Annotated in this window: 12 protein-coding genes; 8 read left to right on the top strand and 4 right to left on the bottom strand. The window is 70.7% G+C overall.

Going from position 1 to position 15,953, the window contains the following annotated elements:
* Window positions 1-93: 93 nt before the first annotated feature.
* The 3 genes from GWK15_RS19995 to GWK15_RS19985 are packed head-to-tail and all read right to left on the bottom strand — an operon-like array spanning window position 94 to window position 2,925.
* On the bottom strand, window positions 94-1,686 hold the full coding sequence (locus tag GWK15_RS19995; protein ID WP_168043149.1) for a GMC family oxidoreductase: 1,593 nt from the start codon (window positions 1,684-1,686) through the stop codon (window positions 94-96).
* 7 nt (window positions 1,687-1,693) lie between these two features.
* Entirely contained in the window at window positions 1,694-2,167 is a 474-nt protein-coding gene (locus GWK15_RS19990) for an acyl-CoA thioesterase (protein WP_168043148.1), read from the bottom strand.
* Entirely contained in the window at window positions 2,167-2,925 is a 759-nt protein-coding gene (locus GWK15_RS19985; RefSeq protein WP_168043147.1) for an HpcH/HpaI aldolase family protein, read from the bottom strand. The genes GWK15_RS19990 and GWK15_RS19985 overlap by 1 nt, the downstream gene beginning before the upstream one ends.
* A gap of 112 nt (window positions 2,926-3,037) precedes the next feature.
* Here GWK15_RS19985 and GWK15_RS19980 point away from each other — a divergent pair, with 112 nt between their 5' ends.
* From GWK15_RS19980 to GWK15_RS19945, 8 genes are all read left to right on the top strand, one after another.
* Window positions 3,038-3,886, top strand: a complete 849-nt coding sequence (locus GWK15_RS19980) for a dimethylarginine dimethylaminohydrolase family protein (protein WP_168043146.1) — start codon at window positions 3,038-3,040, stop codon at window positions 3,884-3,886.
* Between the two features lie 2 nt (window positions 3,887-3,888).
* Window positions 3,889-5,277 (top strand): FAD-binding oxidoreductase, encoded by a 1,389-nt coding sequence (locus GWK15_RS19975; protein ID WP_168043145.1) that lies wholly within the window; start codon window positions 3,889-3,891, stop codon window positions 5,275-5,277.
* A gap of 5 nt (window positions 5,278-5,282) precedes the next feature.
* Window positions 5,283-5,666 carry a RidA family protein gene (locus GWK15_RS19970; protein ID WP_168043144.1) on the top strand — a complete coding sequence of 128 codons (384 nt, stop codon included), beginning with the start codon at window positions 5,283-5,285 and terminating at the stop codon, window positions 5,664-5,666.
* A complete protein-coding gene (locus GWK15_RS19965) occupies window positions 5,663-6,844 on the top strand; it encodes an MFS transporter (protein ID WP_338147303.1) in 1,182 nt (393 codons plus the stop codon). The genes GWK15_RS19970 and GWK15_RS19965 overlap by 4 nt, the downstream gene beginning before the upstream one ends.
* 65 nt (window positions 6,845-6,909) lie before the next feature.
* Window positions 6,910-7,743, top strand: a complete 834-nt coding sequence (locus GWK15_RS19960; protein WP_168043143.1) for a universal stress protein — start codon at window positions 6,910-6,912, stop codon at window positions 7,741-7,743.
* Between the two features lie 98 nt (window positions 7,744-7,841).
* Window positions 7,842-9,011 (top strand): efflux RND transporter periplasmic adaptor subunit, encoded by a 1,170-nt coding sequence (locus tag GWK15_RS19955; RefSeq protein WP_168043142.1) that lies wholly within the window; start codon window positions 7,842-7,844, stop codon window positions 9,009-9,011.
* 6 nt (window positions 9,012-9,017) lie between these two features.
* Window positions 9,018-12,161, top strand: coding sequence for a multidrug efflux RND transporter permease subunit (locus GWK15_RS19950; protein ID WP_168043141.1), 3,144 nt, complete (start codon window positions 9,018-9,020; stop codon window positions 12,159-12,161).
* Between the two features lie 70 nt (window positions 12,162-12,231).
* Complete coding sequence (locus GWK15_RS19945) at window positions 12,232-14,553, top strand: xanthine dehydrogenase family protein molybdopterin-binding subunit (RefSeq protein WP_168043140.1); 2,322 nt, start codon at window positions 12,232-12,234, stop codon at window positions 14,551-14,553.
* 145 nt (window positions 14,554-14,698) lie between these two features.
* Here GWK15_RS19945 and GWK15_RS19940 read toward each other — a convergent pair whose 3' ends face one another.
* Complete coding sequence (locus GWK15_RS19940; RefSeq protein ID WP_168043139.1) at window positions 14,699-15,946, bottom strand: heme biosynthesis HemY N-terminal domain-containing protein; 1,248 nt, start codon at window positions 15,944-15,946, stop codon at window positions 14,699-14,701.
* Window positions 15,947-15,953: the final 7 nt, after the last annotated feature.

Here is a 15,953-nt window from a genome sequence, read left to right as displayed (position 1 = left end):
GAACTTCTCCCCCCGGACCCCCCTCAACCTTTTTTGGAACCAAGTGACCAGAGAAGGGAGGGGGATTCGGGGGAGGTTCTCCTCCCCCGACCTTCAGGCCGCCGCATCCTCCCGGATCATCGCCGCGCCCTTCTCGCCGATCATGATGGTCGGCGCGTTGGTGTTCCCGGTCGTCAGCGTCGGCATCACCGAGGCGTCGATCACCCGCAGCCCGGCGAAGCCATGCACGCGCAGCCGGCTGTCCACCACCGCGTCCGGCCCCTCGCCCATGCGGCAGGTGCCGACCGGGTGGTAGATCGTCGTGCCGTATTGCCGGTTGAAGGCGAGCATCTCGTCATCCGAGGTGACGCCTGGCCCTGGCAGGATCTCCTGCACGCTGTGCTGCGCGATGGCGGGCTGCGCGAAGATTTCGCGCACCATGCGGATGCCCGCGGCGAGCAGCGCCTGGTCCGACCGTGCCGAGAGGTAGTTCGGCCGGATCGCCGGCTTCTCGAAGGGATCGGCCGAGCGCGCCATGACCGTGCCGCGGCTGTCCGGCTTCACCGGGCAGATGGCGCAGGTCATGCCCGGCTCCTTCTCGAGCACGCCGAACTGGCCGAGCGCGTAGGAGGCCGGCGTGAACAGCAACTGAAGGTCGGGGCTGGCGAGCCCTTCGCGTGACCGCGCGAAGACCTGCGCGGTGGTGACGCCGAAGGTCAGCGCGCCGTTGCCGCGCAGGAAGAAGCGCGCGACCTCGCCCGCCAGCCGGATCCCGCGCGCGAGCTGGTTGGTGCTGAGGCTGTCCTTCACGCGGTGCTGCACGCGGGAGACGTAGTGGTCCTGCAGGTTGGCGCCGACGGCCGGCATGTCGGCCAGCACCTCGATGCCGAGGGAGCGCAGGTGTTCCGCCGGCCCGATGCCCGACATCTGCAGCACGTGGGGGGAATTCACCGCGCCGCCGCACAGGATCACTTCGCGCGTGACCGTGATGCGCCGAATGGCGCCGCCCTGGCGGAACTCGGCGCCGATGCAGCGGCGGCCGTCGAACAGCAGGCGGCTGACCTGGGCCTCGGTCTCGACACGCACGCGGTCGCCGGCGCCGCGCAGATAGGTGCGCGCCGTCGACCCGCGCCAGCGGCCGACGCGCGTCATCTGGGAATAACCCACACCTTCCTGCTCCTCGCCGTTGAGGTCCTTCCGGAAGGGATGGCCGGCCTGCTGCGCGGCCTCGATGAAGCGGTGCGTCAGCGGCAGGATGGTGCGGTAGTCCTCGACCTGCAGCGGGCCGTCAGTGCCGCGGAATTCCGGATCGCCGCCGTTGCGATAGGTCTCGGACTTGCGGAAGAAGGGCAGGACCTCGGCATAGGACCAGCCGCGGCAGCCCATCTGCGCCCAGATGTCGAAATCCGCCGGGTTGCCGCGGACATAGAGCATGCCGTTGATCGAGGAGGTGCCGCCGAGCGTGCGCCCGCGCGGCCAGCGGATCTCGCGGTCGTTCACGCCGGGCTGCGGTTCCGCGACATAGCCCCAGTTCATCAGCGACTGGTTCTGCAGCAGCTTCAGCATCCCCGCCGGGATGTGGATCCAGGGATGGCGATCCTTGGGCCCGGCTTCGAGCAGCGTGACGCGCGCGCCGGTTTCCGACAGGCGCGCGGCGACGACGCAGCCCGCGGAACCGGCGCCGATGACGAGGTAATCCGTGTCCATGGCAGCCTCAGCGTGACGTGCCGAAGTCGCGCCCTTCATAGGCGCCGAGGATGGCGCGCAGGCGGTCCGGGATGGGAATCGACCGGCGGGTCGCCTGGTCGGTGAGCACCCAGACGATCTCCCCCGTCGCGAGCAGCGTGTCCTCGCCCTGCGGGAAGACCGCGGGCAGGAAGGTGATGGAGGACCGTCCGATCCGGGTCGTGCGCGCCGCGACCTCGATCCGCGCGGCGCGGCCGATTGCGACCTTGTACTCGACCAGGCCGCGGACGACGTGGAAATCGGCGCCCGAGGCCTTCACCTCGGCCTGGTAGTTCCAGCCGGCGGCGCGGATGTAGTCCGACACCGCCTCGTCGTACCAGGTCAGGTAATGGGCGTTGAAGACGATGCCCTGGGTGTCGAGCTCGACGTAGCGGACCTGGTGCGGGCGAAAGAAGCGGAAGTCGGCGCGGGTGGGCAGACCCGCGCCCGCGCCGTCCGGCATCAGCCCCGCGCCGCCTTCACCGCCGCCGTCGCGGCCTGGACCATCAGCCCGACCTCGTTGGCGATGGTGACGAGCTTGAAGCCCTTCTGGATCATCCGGTTCGCGTAGGCCGGCGAGCCGTTGTGCAGCCCGGCCGCGATGCCGCGCTTGCCGGTTTCGGCCAGCAGCATGTCGTAGATCGCGAGGATCTCGGGGTCCTCGACGTCGAGCTTCGGCTCCTTGCCGTAGGAAAAGGAGAGGTCGGACGGGCCGACATAGATGCCGTCGATGCCCGGGACGTCGAGGATCTCCCGGATGTTCTCGATGGCGGTCTTCGTCTCGATCATCGGGATGACGAGGATCTCGTCATTCGCGGTCTTCTGGTAGTTGCCCGAGGAACCGTAGGCGCCCGCGCGGATCGGGCCGTTGGACCGCGTGCCGGCCGGCGGGTACTTGCTGTATTGCACCAGGGCGCGGGCCTCGGCGGCGGTGTTCACCATCGGGCAGATCACGCCCATCGCGCCGGCGTCGAGCACCTTGCCCACGATGCCCGGCTCGTTCCACGGCACGCGCACCATCGGCGTGGCGGGCGACAGCTGGATGCCCTGGAAGCAGGCCACGCAGGACAGGTAGTCCTGCACGCCGTGCTGCATGTCGACGGTAACGGAATCCCAGCCCGCCTTGCTGTACATCTCGGCGCTGAAGGCGTTGGGGATGGCCAGCCACCCGTTCACCACGGCCTTGCCGGCCTTCCACGCTTCCTTGACCTTGTTCGCCATTGCGCCGCTTCCTCTCTTGTCGGGCTGCTATGGCAGCGACGCTAGGACGCGACCCCAGATGCGTCAAACGCGCCCCTGGACGGGCAGGCATGCCGCAGGCAGGGTGCGCGCCATGGCCGACTGGACCGTCTCCTCGGAAACCGGCGAGCTGACCGACGTGCTCGTCTGCCCGCCCGACCACTACCGCTGGATCCCCACCAACACGATCGTGCGGCGCACGCTGGCGGGCGCGCAGCAGCCCTCGGCGATGGCGCTTGCGGCGCAACACAAGGAACTGGTGCACGCCCTGCGGCAGGGCGGCGCGCAGGTCCATGTGCTGCCGCCCGAACCGCACCTGCCCTACATGGTCTACACGCGCGATTCAGCGGTGGTGACGCCCTGGGGGCCGGTGCTCTGCCAGCTCGAGCGTCCGCAGCGGCGCGGCGAATATGCCGGTGTCATCGACTTCCACGAGGCGCGGTTCTGGCGCAAGTCGAGCGCCGGCACGCTCGAGGGCGGCGACATCCACGTCATGAAGCCCGGTGTCGCCGTGGTCGGCGCGTCGGGCGGGCGCACCGACCTTGCGGGCGCGGAGCAGTTCGCGAGTTGGCTGCGCGCCGAAGGGTGGGAGGTGCGGGTCGAGCCCTTCGACGAGCATTTCCTGCATCTCGACGTGCTGTTCTGCATGGCGGCGCCGGGCCTGGCGGTCGCGTGCCTCGACGTGCTCGATCCGGACTTCGTCGCCTGGCTGACGGGCCACGGCATCCGCTGCATCGACGTGGCGTATCGCGACGCCATGGCGCTCGGGTGCAACATCCTCGCCCTGGGTGGCGGGCGCGTGGTATCCGCGCGCGGTTCGGCCGGGCTGAACGCGGCGCTGCGCGCGGAAGGCCTGACCGTCCTCGACCCCGACCTCTCGTTGTTCACCGCCGGCGGCGGCGGACCCCATTGCCTGACCTGCCCGCTCAAGCGGGAGGAGTGACCATGACCACCACCACCGAAGCCGATGCCGTCATTGCCGCCGCGCGCGGCTTCCTCGGCGATCGCATCAGCGTCAACCGCGCCATCCGCGAACAGCACAGCCGCGGCGAGGACACCACGCCGCCGACCCTGCCCGACGCCGTCGCCTTCGTGGAGACGACCGAGGAAGTCAGCCGCCTCCTCGCGCTGTGCCATCAGCACGGCGTGGCGGTGACGCCCTTCGGCGCGGGCACCTCGCTCGAAGGCCATGTGAACCCCGTCCGCGCGGGCATCTCGCTCGACCTCTCCCGCATGAAGGCGGTGCTCGAGGTGAACGAGGAGGACATGGACTGCCTGATCGAACCTGGCGTGACGCGGCAGGAACTCAACGCCTTCCTGCGCGACAAGGGCCTGTTCTTCCCGGTCGATCCCGGCAGCCACGCCTCGATCGGGGGCATGTGCGCGACGCGCGCCTCCGGCACCAACGCCGTGCGCTACGGCACCATCCGCGAGAACGTGCTGGGGCTCGAGGTCGTCCTCGCCGACGGCCGCGTCATCCAGACCGGCGGGCGCGTGCGCAAGGCGTCGAACGGCTACGACCTGACCAGGCTCTTCATCGGCTCGGAAGGCACGCTCGGCGTCATCACCAAGGTGCGGCTGCGCCTGCACGGCATCCCCGAGGCGATCTCGGCCGCCGTCTGCCAGTTCCCGACGCTCGCCGCCGCGGTCGAGACCGTCATCACCGTTATGCAGTCCGGCATCCCCGTCGCGCGCATCGAGCTGCTCGACGAGGACCAGATGGAGGCCTGCATCAAGTACTCGAAGCTGGAAGGCTTCGAGGCGCTGCCGACGCTCTTCCTCGAATTCCACGGCACCGATGCCGGCGTGAAGGAACAGGCGGAATCGGTCGAGGCCATCGCGGCCGATTTCGGCGCCTCGGGTTTCGCCTGGGCGACCGATGCCGAAAGCCGCAACCGGCTGTGGCAGGCGCGGCACGATGCCTATTGGGCGGCGGTGAACCTCAAGCCCGGCCATCGCGGCATCACCACCGATGTCTGCGTGCCGATCTCGCGCCTGGCGGAAGCGGTGCTCGGCGCCAAGGCGAAGTCGCGCGAGAGCGGGCTCACCTCCTGCATCGTCGGCCATGTCGGGGACGGCAATTTCCACTGCCTGATCCTGTTCCCCGAGGACGATCCGCAAGGGCTGGAGCGCGCCTGGGCGCTCGACCGTGCCATTGTCGCCGAAGGGCTCTCGCTCGGCGGCACCTGCTCGGGCGAGCATGGCGTCGGTCTCGGCAAGCGCGAGTTCCTCGAGCAGGAACACGGCGTCGAGGCGCTCGCCGTGATGCGCAGCGTGAAGACGAGCCTCGATCCGCGCGGTATCCTGAACCCGGGGAAGATGTTCAGGAACTGACGGCGATGCGGTTGATCGCGCATGACGCGCCGGATGCACCGGCGGCGCAGGGCGGCTACGCCCAGGCGATGGAGGTCGTCGCGGCGGCGCGGCTGCTCTTCGTCTCGGGGCAGGTGCCGCTGTTCGCCGATGGCAGCCGCCCGGATGATTTCGCGGGGCAATGCCGCCAGGCCTGGGCCAATCTCGAGGCGCAGCTTCGGGCGGCCGGGATGGGCCTCGACAACCTCGTGAAGGTGACGACCTTCCTCGCCCGGCGCGAGGACGCCGCGGAGAACCGCGCCATCCGCAACGAGATCCTCGGCGGACGGCGCGTCGCGCTGACCGTGATCCTGCCGGCCATTTTCGACGAGGCCTGGCTGATCGAGATCGAGGCGGTGGCCGCGGCGTGAACGCGCTCGGACTGGCGATCCTCGCCCTCGCGCTCGGGCATGTCTTTTCCAACGCGGTGCGTACGCTGCCGGCGATGGCGGCGGACGTGCTGCAGCGGGACCTCGGCGTCACCGCGGATGGCCTCGCGGCTCTGACCGGCGCCTTTCCCGCCGCCTTCGCGCTGGCGATGCTGCCGGTGGGCGTGGCACTCGACCGCTATGGCGTGAAGCCGACGGCGCTTGCGCTGCTGGCCATCGCGGCGGTCGGGTCGCTGTGCGGCGCGGTGGCGACGGGGCCGTGGTCGATGCTTCTGGCGCAGGTGGTGCTCGGCATCGGGTGTTCGGGGATGCTGATGTGCCCCGTCACCTATGCGGCGAAGAACCTGCCGCCGCAGAAGTTCGGCCTGTGGGGCGGGGTGATCCAGGCCTTCGGCAATACCGGGATGTTGCTTTCCGCGAGTCCCCTCGCGCTGCTGGTCGACGCCTCGGGCTGGCGGGCGGGCTACGTCGCCTGCGCGCTGCTCGCGATCGGGGCGGCGACGGCGGTGGCGGTGCTGGTGCGCGAGGCGCGTGCGCCCCTCCAGGCACGCCGCAGCGTGGCCGAGGATGCGCGGGACGTGATCCGCCTCGGCCTGTCGCGCGACATCCGCGGTCCGGTCGTGATCGCCTTCGCGTCCTTCGCCGCCGTGCTCGGCGTGCGGGGCCTGTGGGGCGGACCGTGGCTGATGGAGGTGAAGGGCCTGGCGCGCGTGCCGGCGGGCAACATCCTGCTGATGTGCACCTTCGCGCTGATCGCCGGCCCGGCGATCGCGGGCATCCTGGAACGGCGCTTCCAGGCCCATCGCCGGGCGCTGCTGGTGGGCGGGCACCTGGGCGCGGCGCTGATGGTCGCGCTGATGGTGGCCGGCGGGTCGTTCGGCTGGCCGGTCATGGCGGACGCGGTGCTGCTCGTCGCTTTCGGCCTGATGATCTCGCTGCAGGTGATCTGCTTCGCCCTGGTGCGTGCGGCGGTGCCGCCGGAACGGGTGGGGCGGGCGCTCTCGGCGATGAACGTGTCCTTCTTCGGGGGGGCGGCCGTGTTGCAGGCGGCCTCGGGCGCGGCGGCGGCGTGGGGCGGGATCGGGGCGGCGCTGCTGGTCTTCGCCGCGGCGCTGGCCGTCTGCAGCCTGGCCTTCCTGCGCCTGCCCGGGCCGCGCTGAGGCACCTCGGCTTCCGCATTCCCCGCCGGGGCGGCTAGATTGCCCCCAAGAGGGGATACCGCCGCATGATCCGCAGCATCCTGGTCGCGCTCGACGACACGCCCGGCGCGCAGCGCGCCCGCGACCTGGCGATCGCCGTCGCCCGCCGCACCGGCGCGGCACTCACCGCGGCCGCGGTGCTCGACAACCCGCACGCGATGGATGCGCATGAGGCGGTGCCGCCGGGCGCGAGCGCCTTCAAGGAACGGCGCGACGCCGCGCGGGCGAAGCGGATGGCCGCCGAGGCGGAGGCCGCCTTCGCCGCCTGCACCGCCGCCGCCGGGGACACGCCCTTCACGCCGCTGCGCCTCGCCGACGCGCCCGAACCCGCCCTGATCGCCGCCGGCGCCGCCCACGACGTGATCGTGATTGGCCGCGATTCGACGCTTGGCCTCGAGCAGAACCCGGACGGCCTTGCCCCGGTGATCGAGGCTCTGCTGCACGACGGCGCGCGGCCGCTGGTGGTCGTCCCGCCCGGCGAGGCGCCGGTCTCGGGCAAGGTGCTGGTCGGCTATGACGGGTCGGTGCCGGCGATGCGGGCGCTGCAGCTGTTCGCGCTGCTCGGCCTGGCGGGCGAGATGCAGGTCCGGGTGCTGTCGGTCGCGGAAGAACGCGCCGAGGCCCAGCGGCTCGCCGAGGTCGCCGCGGCCTATCTCCGCACCCATGCCTTCGAGGCCGAGGCGGTCGGCGTCGAGGGATCGCACCCCGTCGACGCCCTGCTGGCGGAAGCGACCGCGATGCCGGCCGGACTGCTCGTCATGGGATCCTACGAGCATTCCGGGCTGCGCACCTTCTTCACCGGATCGGCGACGCGGCGGTTGCTGCATGCCGCCCCCTGCCCGGTCTTCGTCGCGCATTGACGCGCCGCGCCCGGTCCTCGCGCGGGTTTGCGCCGCGCGCGGCTTGACGCAGCGCATCATGGGCGACATTTGACACTGAAATAATCGGAAACCTGCCGATGCTGCGTCTCGTCGCGGGTGCTGCGCTCGCCCTTCTCCTCGCCGCCGGTCCGGCATCCGCCCAGTTCGGGCCGCAGGGCCCGCCCGCGGTGGGCGTCATGACCGCCGAACGGCGTCCTGTCACGGAAGCGATCGAGTTCGTCGGCCGCATCGAGGCGACGGACCGCGTGAACATCCGCGCCCGCGTCACCGGCTTCCTGCAGGAACGGCTGTTCCGCGAGGGCGGTGACGTCAACCAGGGCGAGACGCTCTACCGCATCGAGCGCGCGCCCTTCGAGGCCCAGGTCGAACAGGCGCAGGCGAACCTCGCCGCGGCCAATGCGCGGCTCGAGAATGCGCGCGTCGCCCTCGCCCGCGCGCGGGACCTGCGGCAGACCGGGGCGGGCACGCAGGTGTCGCTCGACAACGCCCAGGCGGCGGAGCGCACCGAGGCGGCCGGCGTGCTCGCGGCGCAGGCCTCGCTGCGCGTGGCGCAGATCAACCTCGGCTACACCGACATCGAGGCGCCGATCGCCGGACAGATCGGCCGGTCGAACCTGTCGGTCGGCAACGTGGTCGGGCCCGATGCCGGCAACCTCGCGACCATCGTCAGCCAGGATCCGATGCGGGTCGCCTTCGCGGTCAGCCAGCGCACCGCGCTCGAGATGCGCAACCGGTTCGAGACGCGGGGGGGCGCCGACGCCACGATCGTGCGCATCCGCACCACCGATGGCCGGCTCTACCCCGAACCGGGCCGCATCGACTTCATCGACAACCAGATCGACCGCAATACGGACACCATCCTGGTGCGCGCGCTGATCCCGAACCCGATCCGCCGCCTGCAGACCGGGGAGGTCAGCGTCTCCCCGCGCGAACTGGTCGATGGCCAGTTCGTCAGCGTGACCGTCGAGGGTGCCGAGCCGGTCATGGCAATCGCCCTGCCGCGCGCGGCGGTGCTGCAGGACCAGCAGGGGTCCTTCGTCTTCGTGGTCGGCGAGAACAACGTCGCGACGCGGCGCAACGTGACGCTCGGGCGGTCCTCGGCCGAGACGGCGGTGATCGAGGGCGGGCTCAACGGCGGCGAGACGGTCGTCGTCGAGGGGCTGCAGCGCGTCCGCCCGGGCCAGCCGGTGAACCCGGGGCCGGCGAGCGGACCGACCGTGCCCCAGACGGTGCCGGGTCGGGGCTGAGCGCCGGTGTTCTCCGCGATCTTCGTCGACCGGCCGCGCTTCGCGATCGTCATCGCCATCGTCACCGCCCTCGCCGGCGCGCTGGCGATGCTGCGCATCCCGGTCTCCCAGCTGCCGGACATTGTCCCGCCGCAGGTCTCGGTGACCACGCGCTTCCCCGGCGCTTCGGCCGCGGTGGTCGAACAGACCGTCGCGCAGGTGATCGAATCCTCGGTCAACGGCGTCGACCGCATGATCTACATGCGATCGAACAGCGCCAATGACGGGTCCTACAGCCTCAACGTCTCCTTCGCGCTGGGCACCAACCCGGACATCGCGACCGTCAACGTGAACAACCGGGTGCAGGCGGCGCTCGCGCGCCTGCCGCAGGAAGTGCAGCGCCAGGGCGTCACGGTCCGCAAGCAGTCCTCGGCGGTGCTGCAGTTCATCTTCCTCTATTCCGAGAGCGGCGAGCACACGCCGCTCTTCCTGTCGAACTACGCGACCATCAACATCATCGACCGGCTCGCGCGCGTGCCGGGGGTCGGCCAGGTCAACCTGTTCGGCGCCATGGATTATTCCATGCGCATCTGGTTCGAGGTGGACCGGCTGATCAGCCTGAACCTCACGCCGTCCGACGTGGTCGCGGCGATCCAGGCGCAGAACGTCCAGGCGCCGGTCGGGCGCATCGGCGCCAGGCCCATCCCCGACGACCAGCAGTTCCAGATCAACCTCGAGACCCAGGGCCGCCTGACCACCCCCGAGCAGTTTGGGGAGATCGTGATCCGCGCCAATCCCGACGGTTCGACATTGCGCGTGCGCGACGTCGCGCGCATCGAGCTCGGCGCGGCGAGCATGGACACCGAGAGCCGCTACAACGGCCAGCCCGCGGTGACCTTCGGCGTCTACCTGGCCCCGGGTGCCAACGCCGTCGCGGCGGCCGAGAACGTCCGCCGCACCATGGCGGACCTGCGGACGCGCTATCCCACGGGCGTCAACCACCGCATCTTCTTCGACACATCGGACTTCGTCAGCGACACCATCCACGAGGTGATCAAGACGTTGCTCGAGGCCTTCGTGCTGGTGGTGATCGTGGTGTTCCTGTTCCTGGGGAACATGCGCGCGACCATCATCCCGACGGTCGCGGTGCCGGTCAGCCTGATCGGCACCTTCGTGATCCTGCTGGCCCTTGGATATTCGGCGAACACCATCTCGCTGCTGGCCATGGTGCTGGCCATCGGCATCGTGGTCGACGACGCCATCGTGGTCGTGGAGAACGTCGAGCGGGTGATGGAGGAGGAACCCCACCTCACCCCCGCCGAGGCGACCAAGAAGGCGATGGCGCAGATCACCGCGCCGATCATCGCCATCACCCTGGTGCTGCTGTCGGTCTTCGTCCCGATCGGCTTCATCCCGGGCCTGTCGGGCGAGCTGTTCCGCCAGTTCGCGGTGACGATCTCGGCCGCGATGGTGATCAGCGCGATCAACGCGCTGACGCTATCGCCAGCGTTGTGCGCCGTCTTCCTCCGGCCGCACGCCCATGCGGGCGGGCACCGCCCCGGCATCATGGGCCGCTGGCTGCGCGGCATCGACTGGGTGCGAGACCGCTATGCCGGGGTCGTGCGAAGGCTTGTGCGGGTCTCGCTGCTGTCGATCGTGCTGACCGGCGGCTTCTTCGCCGGCATCTGGTACATGGGCCAGCGTACGCCTTCGGGCTTCCTGCCGCAGGAAGACCAGGGCGCCTTCTTCGTCCAGATCCAATTGCCGCAGGGCGCCTCGGTCGCGCGCACGCGTCAGGCCGTCGTCCAGGTGGAGGAGATCCTGCGTTCGATCCCCTCGGTGCAGGGGACGCTCGCCATCGTCGGCTTCTCGCTGATCGATGGCGGGGCGCAGTCGAATTCCGCCTTCCTCGTGGCCCGCCTGAAGCCATTCGCCGAGCGCACCGCGCCCGACATGTCGGTCCAGGCGGCGATCGGGCGCGTGTTCGGCGCGGGGCAGGGGGTGCGGACGGCGAATGTCTTCGCCTTCAACCTGCCGCCGATCATCGGCCTCGGCACCGGCGGCGGCTTCGAATACATCCTGCAGGACTATGAGGGCCGGCCGCCGGCGGAACTCGGCGCCACCATGCTCGGGCTGATCGCGGCGGCGAACCAGGACCCGCGGATCGCCGCGGCCTTCTCGACCTTCAACGCGACCAACCCGACGCTGTTCCTCGACCTCGACCGTGACAAGGCGCAGGCGCTCGGCCTGCGCATCGCGGATATCTTCACCGCGCTGCAGGCGACGCTGGGCGGCTTCTACGTCAACGACTTCAACCTGTTCGGCCGCACCTGGCAGGTGAACCTGCAGGCCGAGGCATCCGACCGGCGCGACATCAGCGACATCTGGCGCATCCATGTCCGCAACGCGCGGGGGGAGATGGTACCCCTGCGCGCGGTCGCCGACGTGCGCACCCGCGTCGGGCCGCAGACCATCTTCCGCTACAACAACTATCGTGCCATCTCGATCCAGGGCGCGCCCCGGCCGGGCGTCTCCTCGGGCGACGGGCTCGCGGCGATGGAGCAGATCTCGGCACGCGTGCTGCCGCCGGGCTACGGCTACGAATGGACCGGCACCGCCTTCCAGGAGAAGCAGGCCTCCGGCCAGACGGCCTACATCCTCGCGCTCGCGGTGATGTTCGCCTACCTGTTCCTGGTCGCGCTTTATGAATCCTGGGTGATCCCGATCCCGGTGCTGCTGTCGGTCGCGGTGGGCGTGCTCGGCGCCTTCGGGGCGCTGTGGGTGGCGACCATGCCGCTCGACATCTATGCCCAGATCGGCCTCGTCGTGCTGATCGCGTTGGCGGCCAAGAACGGCATCCTGATCGTCGAGTTCGCCAAGGAGAAGCGGGAGGAAGGCCTGCCGATCCGCGACGCCGCCATCATGGGCGCGCGGCTGCGGTTCCGCGCGGTCATGATGACCTCGATCGCCTTCGTCCTCGGCCTGGTGCCGCTGGTCTTCGCAACCGGTGCCGCCATGCTCTCCCGCCGCGCCGTCGGCACGGCCGTGTTCGGCGGCATGATCGCCGCGGCGCTGGTCGGCATCTTCATCATCCCCATGCTCTACGTGGTGTTCCAGTCCATGCGGGAACGCACGAAGCGCATGTTCGGGCGGGCGCCGGCCGAAGGCTGACGCGCCCCCCCTTCCCATCCCCGGCCCGCATCGCAGATGATGGGGCGAGGAACCAAGGGAGACCCCGCGCATGGCGAAGTTCGGCCTCAGCCAATCCATCCGCCGCGTCGAGGATCCGCGCCTTCTGAAGGGCGGCGGCCGCTACACCGACGACGTGGCCGTCCCCGGCCAGGCCGAGGGCTACGTCCTGCGCAGCCCGCATGCGCATGCGCGCATCAATTCCATCTCGACCGCGGCGGCCAAGGCGATGCCGGGCGTGCTGGGCGTCTGGACCGGGGCGGACCTCGCGGCGGCCGGCATCGGGCACCTGCCCTGCCTCGCGCCGGTGAAGTCGATCGACGGCAGCCCGACCTCCGACACGCCCCGCCGGGCGCTCGCCGAGGGTGTCGTGCGCCATGTCGGCGATCCCGTCGCCTTCGTCGTCGCCGAGACCATCAAGCAGGCCCGTGACGCCGCCGAGGCGATCGAGGTCGACTACGACATCATGCCTGCCGCGACCGACCTGGCGACGGCGACCGATCCGGGCCAGCCGCAGGTCTGGGCGAGCGCGCCCAACAACACGTGCTTCGACTGGCACGTCGGCGACGCCGCCAAGGTGGACGGGCTGATCAAGGGCGCGGCGCATGTCGCGCGGCTGCGCGTGGTGAACAACCGCGTCGTCGTCGCCTCGATGGAAGCGCGCGCCGCGCTCGCCGACTACGACGCCGCGCGCAACCACTGGACGCTGACGACCAACACCCAGGGGTCCTGGCTGGTCCGCAACGTGCTGGCGAAGAACATCTTCAACCTGTCGAGCGACAATTTCCGGGTGGTCACGCCCGATGTCGGCGGCGGCTTCGGGATGAAGATCTTCATCTACCCCGAGCACGTGCTGACCTGCTTTGCGGCGCGCGAGCTGAAGCGCGCGGTGCGGTGGACGTCGGAGCGCACCGAGGCCTTCCAGTCCGACACCCATGGCCGCGACAACATCACCATCGGTGAATTGGCGCTCGACAAGGACGGCAAGTTCCTCGCGCTGCGGACCAAGAACTGGGCGGGGATGGGGGCCTACCTCAACACCTTCGCGCCCTTCATCCCGACCGGCGCGGGGACCAAGGTGCTGGCCTCGGTCTACGACTTCCAGGCTATCCACGCGCAGGTAATCGGCGTGATGACGCACACCGTGCCGGTGGACGCCTATCGCGGCGCCGGCCGGCCCGAGAGCAACTATCTGGTCGAGCGCCTGATCGACACCGCGGCGCGCGAGATCGGCATCGACCGCATCGAACTGCGCAAGCGCAACATGGTCCCGTCCTCCCGCATGCCCTACGTCTCCGCGATGGGGCAGCGCTATGACTCGGGTGAGTTCGCGAAGCTGATGGACGCGGCGCTGGCGAAGATCGACTGGGCCGGGTTCGGGGCGCGCAAGGCGGAAGCGGCCAAGCGGGGCAAGAAGCGCGGCATCGGCCTCGCCTACTACCTCGAGGCCACCGGCGGCGCGCCGACCGAGAATGCCTCGGTGAGGTTCGCCGATGACGGCTTCGTCGACGTCTATGTCGGCACGCAGTCGACCGGCCAGGGGCACGAGACCGCCTATGCCATGATGACGAGCTTCGAGCTCGGCATCCCGATCGAGAAGATCCGCGTCCAGCAGGGCGATTCCGATACGCTGCCGGATGGCGGCGGCACGGGCGGCGCGCGCAGCCTCTATTCCGAAGGCCAGGCGATCCTGGTGACCACCGCCTCGGTCGTCGAGAAGGGCAAGATCGCCGCCTCCGAGCATCTCGAGGCCTCGGTCGCCGACATCGAGTTCTCCTCGAAGGGCGGCACCTTCGGCGTGGTCGGCACCGACCGCGCGGTCGGCATCCTCGAACTCGCGGCCGTGCAGCGGAAGAAGGCCGCGGCGGGGATCGAGGCGACGCTGCTCGACGCCACCGAGACGGCCGAGATCAAGTCCCACACCTTCCCCAATGGCTGCCACGTGGCCGAGGTGGAGGTCGACCCCGAGACCGGCGTCGTCTCCATTCCGCGCTACATCGTGGTGGACGATGTCGGGCATGCGCTGAACCCGCTGATCGTGCGCGGCCAGGTGCATGGCGGCGTGACGCAGGGCATCGGCCAGGCGCTGCTCGAGCGCACGGCCTATGATTCCGAGAGCGGGCAGCTCGTCTCGGCGTCGTTCATGGACTACGCGCTGCCGCGTGCGGACGACCTGCCGCCGATCGATGTCGACCTGATCGAGGTGCCCTGCGAGACCAACCCGCTCGGCGTGAAGGGCGCGGGCGAGGCCGGTGCGGTGGGCTCGCCGCCGGCGGTGATCAACGCGCTGGTCGATGCGCTCGGCGTCGCGGTGGACATGCCGGCGACGCCGGAGACGGTGTGGAAGGCCTTGAGCGCCGTGAGGGCGGCCTGACGGATACCGAGAGGGGCGCTGCCCCTCTCGGGCTCTCCCCGCCAAAGGCCCAGAGGCCTTTGGAAACCAACACTCAAGTTCCCGCGGTCCAGGGGGCCGCAGCCCCCTGGCGGGGTGGTTCGGAGGGGCAGCGCCCCTCCGACGCCTAGACTGCCGTCCAGCCGATCCGCCCGACCGTCCCGCAGGACGCGCACTCCGCCTTCCAGGCATTATGCTCCGCACCGCAGGCCGCGCAGCGCCAGCGCGGCGCGCCTTCGGCGTTCGCCGCCGCGCGCAGCCACTTCGCCTGCGCGGCACGCGCATCGGCGGTGTCGCCGTGTTCGACTTCCTCGAGTTCCGCCATCAGCAGCCAGGTGCGCCGGTCCGGCGCGCCACCGGCGACGAGCGCATCCAGTTCCGACCGCGCCCGTCCGGTGAGGCCGGCATCGATCGCCGCGCGCGCCATCAGCAGCCGGCTTTCCGGATGCTCGCGGTTCCGGTGCGTCAGGTCCTCGACCGCCTTCACGCGGGCGAGGGCATTGCGTTCGCCGGCCAGCCACGCCGCGCCGATATCCGGATGCGGCCGCGCCTGCCAGGCCTGTTCCAGCACGCCGCGCGCCTTGCGCGCAGACCCCGCCGCGGCGAGCCGCTTCGCGTGTGCCAGCGCGCCGGGCGCGAAGGCCGGGTCGGCGGCGAAGGCCTGCTTCTCGAACTCGGCGGCGCGGGCGGGGTCTTCCTCCTGCAGCGCGGCGGCGAGGGCAAGGGCCGCGCGTGGCGCATCCGGTGCCGACAATGCCAGCGCCTCGCGCCAATCATGGGTGCGCAGGGCGAGCAACTGGCGTTCCTCGCGCAGCCAGGCGGCGCCGGGCTGGGCCGCCTCGGCCTCCCTCGCCAGGCGCTGGGCCGCCGCCCAGTCCTCCCGCTGCATCGCCTGGCGCAGCAGCCCGCGCAGGCCGAGGAAGCGGGCATCGGGCCGCTCGGCCAGCGCCTTGAAGGCAGCGGCCGCACCATCCTCGCGGCCGCCGAGGCGCTCGGCCTCGGCCGCGAGCAGCAGCGTCTGCGGCGTGTCGCCGAGCAGGTGCCGCGCGCGGCGGACCTCGATCCGCGCGGTCTGCGCGGTGCCGGCGGCGAGCGCGATCAGCGCGCGCGTCACCGCCGCATCGCCATCGGCCCGGCGGGAGGCCGCGCGGGCGGCACGGCGGCGTTCCGGCAGCCGACGGAACCAGCCCAGCACCGACAGCACGAAGTGCAGCAGCAAGAAGGCGACCACCAGCCCCATCACGGCGACGGGGAAGGAGACGCCGATCCAGACCTCGCCGACGGCGATCTCGACGGTCCCGCCCACGCGGGCGAGCCAAAGGGCGATTGCGGTGACGGCCGAAAGCGCGGCCAGCAGCAGGAGGGCGCGACGCATGGCGGGG

It is taken from the genome of Neoroseomonas oryzicola (genome assembly GCF_012163135.1).
GTDB classification, from domain to species: Bacteria; Pseudomonadota; Alphaproteobacteria; order Acetobacterales; family Acetobacteraceae; genus Neoroseomonas; species Neoroseomonas oryzicola.
Note: the sequence above shows the minus strand (reverse complement) of the source record. Positions and strands in the feature narration are given on the sequence as shown.

Coding starts and splice junctions, on each gene's coding strand:
- GWK15_RS19955 (WP_168043142.1), top strand. CDS start 7,842: ATGCTGCGTCTCGTCGCGGGTGCTGCGCTCGCCCTTCTCCTCGCCGCC.
- GWK15_RS19995 (WP_168043149.1), bottom strand. CDS start 1,686: ATGGACACGGATTACCTCGTCATCGGCGCCGGTTCCGCGGGCTGCGTC.
- GWK15_RS19960 (WP_168043143.1), top strand. CDS start 6,910: ATGATCCGCAGCATCCTGGTCGCGCTCGACGACACGCCCGGCGCGCAG.
- GWK15_RS19940 (WP_168043139.1), bottom strand. CDS start 15,946: ATGCGTCGCGCCCTCCTGCTGCTGGCCGCGCTTTCGGCCGTCACCGCA.
- GWK15_RS19980 (WP_168043146.1), top strand. CDS start 3,038: ATGGCCGACTGGACCGTCTCCTCGGAAACCGGCGAGCTGACCGACGTG.
- GWK15_RS19985 (WP_168043147.1), bottom strand. CDS start 2,925: ATGGCGAACAAGGTCAAGGAAGCGTGGAAGGCCGGCAAGGCCGTGGTG.
- GWK15_RS19975 (WP_168043145.1), top strand. CDS start 3,889: ATGACCACCACCACCGAAGCCGATGCCGTCATTGCCGCCGCGCGCGGC.
- GWK15_RS19970 (WP_168043144.1), top strand. CDS start 5,283: ATGCGGTTGATCGCGCATGACGCGCCGGATGCACCGGCGGCGCAGGGC.
- GWK15_RS19945 (WP_168043140.1), top strand. CDS start 12,232: ATGGCGAAGTTCGGCCTCAGCCAATCCATCCGCCGCGTCGAGGATCCG.
- GWK15_RS19990 (WP_168043148.1), bottom strand. CDS start 2,167: ATGCCGGACGGCGCGGGCGCGGGTCTGCCCACCCGCGCCGACTTCCGC.